This window comes from Aquirufa sp. (genome assembly GCF_044377215.1).
Lineage (GTDB): Bacteria > Bacteroidota > Bacteroidia > Cytophagales > Spirosomataceae > Aquirufa.
The window spans coordinates 1-5,867 of sequence record NZ_JBILJM010000056.1; the positions used below are offsets into that span (position 1 = coordinate 1).

At 41.3% G+C, this 5,867-nt stretch carries 6 protein-coding genes; 4 read left to right on the plus strand and 2 right to left on the minus strand.

Features of this window, described 5'->3' with window-relative positions; all coding sequences use genetic code 11:
- Positions 1-426: ribosome small subunit-dependent GTPase A (gene rsgA / locus ACIQ6T_RS11120; protein WP_395786384.1), on the plus strand; the 426-nt coding region annotated here is incomplete at its 5' end.
- Positions 407-1,330 (plus strand): ROK family protein, encoded by a 924-nt coding sequence (locus ACIQ6T_RS11125; RefSeq protein ID WP_395786386.1) that lies wholly within the window; start codon positions 407-409, stop codon positions 1,328-1,330. The genes rsgA and ACIQ6T_RS11125, both read left to right, overlap by 20 nt.
- Here the strand turns inward: ACIQ6T_RS11125 and ACIQ6T_RS11130 are convergent.
- Positions 1,327-2,433, minus strand: a complete 1,107-nt coding sequence (locus ACIQ6T_RS11130; protein ID WP_395786388.1) for an acyltransferase family protein — start codon at positions 2,431-2,433, stop codon at positions 1,327-1,329. The genes ACIQ6T_RS11125 and ACIQ6T_RS11130 overlap by 4 nt on opposite strands.
- Positions 2,433-4,052: a S8 family peptidase gene (locus ACIQ6T_RS11135; protein WP_395786390.1), complete on the minus strand. Its 1,620-nt coding sequence runs from the start codon at positions 4,050-4,052 to the stop codon at positions 2,433-2,435. The genes ACIQ6T_RS11130 and ACIQ6T_RS11135 overlap by 1 nt, the downstream gene beginning before the upstream one ends.
- Positions 4,053-4,152: 100 nt before the next feature.
- Between ACIQ6T_RS11135 and ACIQ6T_RS11140 the strand changes: the two genes are divergently transcribed.
- Both ACIQ6T_RS11140 and ACIQ6T_RS11145 read left to right on the plus strand, forming a co-directional pair.
- Complete coding sequence (locus ACIQ6T_RS11140; RefSeq protein ID WP_395786392.1) at positions 4,153-4,554, plus strand: hypothetical protein; 402 nt, start codon at positions 4,153-4,155, stop codon at positions 4,552-4,554.
- A gap of 51 nt (positions 4,555-4,605) precedes the next feature.
- A partial coding sequence (locus ACIQ6T_RS11145) for a TonB-dependent receptor plug domain-containing protein (protein ID WP_395786394.1) occupies positions 4,606-5,867 on the plus strand: 1,262 nt, incomplete at its 3' end.

Here is a 5,867-nt window from a genome sequence, read left to right on the forward strand (position 1 = left end):
GAAGAGTTTAAAGCCATGTTTCAAGGAAAGGTATCTTTAATTGCAGGTCATTCAGGAGTAGGTAAATCAAGTTTATTGAATATCGTGGCGCCTCATCTGCAAATTAAGACGAAGGAAATTTCTGATTTTGCGCAAAAAGGGGTTCATACAACTACTTACTCCACAATGTGGGAATTAGGTTTAAATACCTATTTGATTGATAGCCCTGGCATAAATGAGATGGGGATTCATGAAATTGAAAAGGATGAATTAGCACATTATTTTTCTGAGATGCGTGCCTTGTTGGGCGCATGCAAATTTAATAATTGTGTCCATATTTCGGAGCCAGCTTGCGCTGTAATTAAAGCTGTAGAAGACGGCGAAATTGCTCCAAGTCGTTATTTAAGTTATTTAAGTATATTTGAAAATGAAGACAACAGACGCTAAATTATGGGGGGTAGATTTGGGTGGCACAAAAATTGAGTGTGCAGTACTTGATCGTCAAGATCCTAGTCGTGTAATTGTTCGAAAACGAATCGATACAGAGGCTTCGAAAGGCTACAGGCATATTTTACAACAAGTGAAACGATTAGTGGATGAGGTTGCTGATTCGCTTGGAGAGAGCCCTTTTCAAATAGGTTTTGCGACTCCGGGAGTTTTAGATCCACGTACTCAAACGATGAAAAACTGCAATACAACCTGTATGAATGGCCAAGCAATGGCAGCAGATTTGTCGGCAATTTTAGGATGTGAGGTTTCCCTTGCAAACGATGCCAATTGCTTTGCATTAGCAGAAACACATTTAGGCGCTGTTTTGGACGTCCACCCGGGGGCAGAAATCGTTTTCGGCGTAATCATGGGAACGGGCGTAGGTGGTGGATTAGTGGCGCATGGCAAAGTAATTAAAGGGCTACATGGAATTGGAGGGGAATGGGGCCATAATATTTTAGAGGAAGGTGGAGAACCATGTTATTGTGGAAAATCGGGCTGTGTAGAAAAAGTAATTTCAGGTCCTGCTTTGGAGCTCTTTTATTTGCGTCAATCTGGTCGGGCAATGCGCTTGCCCCAAATCATGGAAGCTTATTTTGCTGGAAATGATTCCTTCGCTAACGCTACGGTCGAGCGCTTGTTGGAAAATTATGGTCGGGCAATTTCGACTTTAATTAATGTCTTAGATCCTGAGGTTATCGTGATTGGCGGTGGCGTGGGAAATATCGATTTACTTTACACCGAAGGGTATAATCGCATCAAAAAATATATTTTCAATTCGGGTGAGGTAAATACAACAATCGTTAAGCCAAAGTTAGGTGATAGTGCCGGGGTTTTTGGTGCGGCTATGTTATTTGCCTAGACTTTCAAAAACCATTTGCGTTTGTAGCAGACATAACATAGCGACCAGCAAACAAGAACGAAGCAGATTGCGTAGGCCAGGGAACCATTGAATTTACCGAATACAGGTTCGAAAATATGCCAATAAAGCCAATTGCTTAGCGATATCGTCCCTGAGCCCTCTTGTATTTGGACATTCGACATCTGAATTGTTAGAACTTCAGAAATCGCATACGCCAAAATTGAATTTGTGCCAAAAACTAAAAAGAAGGTATTGGCAAAATTTCTTTCCTTGACCTCTATCCACCAATTCAAAGCGCCAATTAGGATGAAATCGATTCCTGCACATAGGAGCACGAATGAACTTGTCCATAATTTTTTATTGATTGGAAAGCTTTGATTCCAAAGTAGCGCTAAAGTAATTAAGCCAATCCCCCAAACAAGAAGGCTTGTTAATGCTGGTTTTTGTGCATCCCGTTGCTTTTCTAAAAATAAACTAACCTGATAGCCGAATAAGCAGGTACTCAGCGCCGGTAATGTGCTCAAAAAGCCTTCTGGGTCAAATGGAATTCCATCACCATGATATAGGTGTGTGGGACCAAATAAGAATAAATCCAATTTGCGAACGGCATTAGACCCCAATTCATAGGCTACACCTGAATCGCCAAAAACGGCCAGTATCACCCAATAAACAAGTAAAATGCTGATATTAATTGGTGTTAACCAGTGTTTGGGTACACTCAGTGTGATAAATGAAATCGCACAATAGGAGAGCGCGATGCGCGGTAAAACATTTAGGTAGCGCAAATTTTCCCACGTGAAATCAAGAAAGGGGATGTAAAAAATAATGTAGTTGATGAGGAATAAAAGTAAAGTTCGTTTTACGATTTTTATCCGAACTGAGGGCGAAAGTGTATAATTGAATGCTTTAAATGAGAATCGCATGGCAACGCCAACCATAAAAAGAAATGTTGGAAAAACTAGATCGGTCGGAGTGAAACCATGCCAATCTGCATGTTTTAAAGGTCCGTAGGTGTATGTCCCATTGCCAGAAGTGTTGACTAAAATCATAGCGGCTAAGGTAATGCCGCGGAGGATGTCCAACGAGAGAAAGCGTGATTTCATTAGTAAAGGTTTAGAAGCACCGGAATCACTTTTACCTGATTTCCAATGGTAAATCTAAAATAATATTTGCCAGAAACGAATGGCGCAGCAAAAAAATCAAATTCAGCTTGTCGAAAATTAATTGATTCAACAATAGTCCCTTGTATGTTAATTATTTCTAATGTGCCTGTTGGGCTTCCATCGGTGAAAACACGAATTCTTTGACCTATAGATGCTGGGTTTGGAAAAACTTTAAACGTACTTTTTTCTTGCGTTTCTACACCCAAAACCGGATTGAGTAGTTGGCTAATGCGATCAAAATGCGGAATACCATAACCGAGTAATTGGTCAGGTTTAGACGCCTGAGTACCTGATTTTCGGATTCCTTGAATAATTTCTTGTGCCGTTTTTTGTGGATTAGCTTGCATAATTCCAGCGACTAATCCGGCTATTAAAGGCGCAGAAAAGGATGTTCCACTAATTGAACCGAACGAGCCGGAAGGTAGGCCGGCAATTGTGGCTAATCCCATCGCAGCGATATCAGGCTTGATGCGCAAATCAGAGGAAGGCCCAATCGAGCTAAAGGAGGCGCGAAGCCCAGTTCTGTCTACTGCGCCTACGCTCAATATAGAATCAGCATCTGCGGGAGCTGTAATGTATTTCCATGAATCACTTCCTTGATTTCCTGCTGAAATAATACACACAATCCCTTTGCTAGCTGCCCATGCAGCGGCTTTACTTACTAAAGTGGTCCGACCGTCCATATCAGTATAGCGATGATTATATCTGCTATTATCAAATTCTGAATAGCCCAGCGATGAAGTAATTATATCCGTTCCCAAACTGTCTGCCCATTCCGCTCCACGCATCCAATTAGCTTCTTCAACCAAGAGCTCATGATTCCCTTCCTCTGTTTGTGCCAAGGCAAATTGGGCTTGAAAAGCTGTGCCAATTAATTTCCCAGGTGATTGCGCAGCTATCGTACTCCAAACATTGGTTCCATGTGCCCCACCCGCATATACAGAACGTAGGCCAGGATCAGTCACCAGTGTGCCTAATAGCCGTTTTTCGGTATAGACATTTTGTAAATAGCCCACTTGGTCAGCTTGTGAAAAGCCATCATCCAATAAGGTGATTTTGACATCCTTGCCCGTAAAGCCTTTCGCATGCATTTTATCCACGCCCAATTGGCTTATCTGCGTTAATGAGTTTCCGTAATCAAGGACCGCGGATTCGTTCGAAAGGTTTTTAGCTTGCGTTTCAAGACGGAGATCTGAACTTGAATCCAAGGGCATATTTTTGTAAAGCCCTAACACCGATTTTAGTGCTTTAATTTTGGCGATGTTTTTCGGTTTTTCCTTAATCAATACCCCATTGACCCATTTAAGGGGATAGATAATCTGAGCTCCCGCTGCCTTTATTTCCTCGATGTAGGATGGGTTTACAGGTAAATCTTGTTCCCGAATCTCAATCTTGTTTTTTAACCTACGATTAATGGCAGATGCCGACAAAAATTTGTCTGGTGCGGTGATTGAAAATGGGGAATTTTTTTTGTCCTTTAAGAGTACGAGGTAGCGATAACGAGTTTCTTGGGCCATACCTTGAAATACACCTAATACTAAAACAATAAAGAGGAACATCCGTTTTATCATAGCGAATGCAAAGAAAGAATATTTCTATGGCATTGACTTACATATTAACGTTTCCTTTCGTAATTTTCCGCGCTTATTACATGTACCCATGACGAAAATATTGAAAAAGTCTTTCGTACTATTCTTTGTTTTTTGGCTTCTTTTAGGCCAAACAGGTATGGCTTGGAAATCAGCCACGTGTATTTTTACTGGAAGTATTTCTTACGGCTGGGGTAATCAAGTAAGTTGCTGTGCAAAAAGTAAACCTGTCACACGCGATGTTGTATCTCGTGCCTATTGTTGTACATATGACCAATTTCAGGTCAAATTAAGCGCAGAGCAGCAGTTAAAATTTGTTGATTTCGATTTTGTGGCGACCGTTCCTTCAGGTAAATTGTCGACCTTTTTCCATATCTACACGCATTCCGAACCTAGTTTATTTTTTGAAGAATCCGATTTTTCACCGCCCGCTTCTGTCAAGCGCGCGTTCATCCAAGTGTATTTGATTTAGCCGATTTAACAATCTATTAAAAGAATTTCTTTTACGTTAAATCCATTTCTGATGAATCGATTATTGCTTATTGTTTTTTGTTTATGGGGTTTTCCCTTGGTGGCACAGGAGCTCAATGGCCGTGTGATGAGCTTAGATGCTCAGGGCAACATGGAGGATATTCCTGGTGCTACGGTCTATTATTCGGCCGACAAATTAGGTGCAACCTGCGGGGTGGATGGGATATTTAAATTGCGTATTCGCACGTTTCCCGGTTGGCTGACTATTCGTGCGGTCGGATTTAAGCCTGATTCTGTTTGGGTAGATAAACCTAGATTTGTACATGTGCATTTGACGGCTAATTCGAGCGAATTAGCTGAGGTGAGTGTACTGGCATCACCTGGTGGACATGATGTTCAATCCATTCAAAGTAGGGAAATCTTAACGATGAAAACCCTTGCTAAAGCGGCTTGTTGTAACCTTTCCGAAAGTTTCGAGACGAATGCGAGTGTATCTGTCAATTTTACTGATGCCATCACAGGTGCGAAACAAATTTCACTTTTGGGCCTTTCAGGTACCTATGTACAAACTCAAGTTGAAAATGTTCCATCCATTCGAGGCTTAAAATCTACCTATGGGTTGAACTACATTCCGGGTACTTGGATTCGTTCGATTGATTTAGCCAAAGGCCAAAGTTCCGTGGTTAACGGGTATGAATCGATGACGGGAGCCATCAATATGGAATTGGTTAAACCGGATACGTCAGAAGTATATTTTTTAAATATGTATGGAAATTCGCAAGGGAGATTTGAGGTAAACCAACAAGCTGCGCATAAATTTAATGGGAAGCTTTCTACGGCCTTGTTTACACATTATTCCCAACAAGTATCCCGACTAGATGGAAATAAGGATGGATTTATGGATTTGCCTTTGTTTAATTTGGTCAATGTACTAAACCGATGGAAGTATGAAACCGACAAGTGGATGGTCCAGTGGGGAGGTGGTTATTTACGTGAACAACGCGTGGCAGGCCAAATGAATTTCGAGGAAAAAACGTCAAATAGGTACCGCGTGTATGGCTTTGGAAGTGCAACTACGCGTTTTGAGAGTTTTGCCAAAATAGCCCGCTTGTTTCAAACCAAACCTTGGAAAGGTTTAGGACTGATTCTATCGGCTTCCGATCACCGAAACGACTCCTATTTTGCGTTCAAGTCGTATGTAGGGCGTGAGCAAAGTGTATTTGGTAATTTAATTTATCAATCCATCATCGACAATACAAATCATACGTGGAAGGCCGGATCTAGCTTTTTGTATGATTCTTACCAAGAACGTTA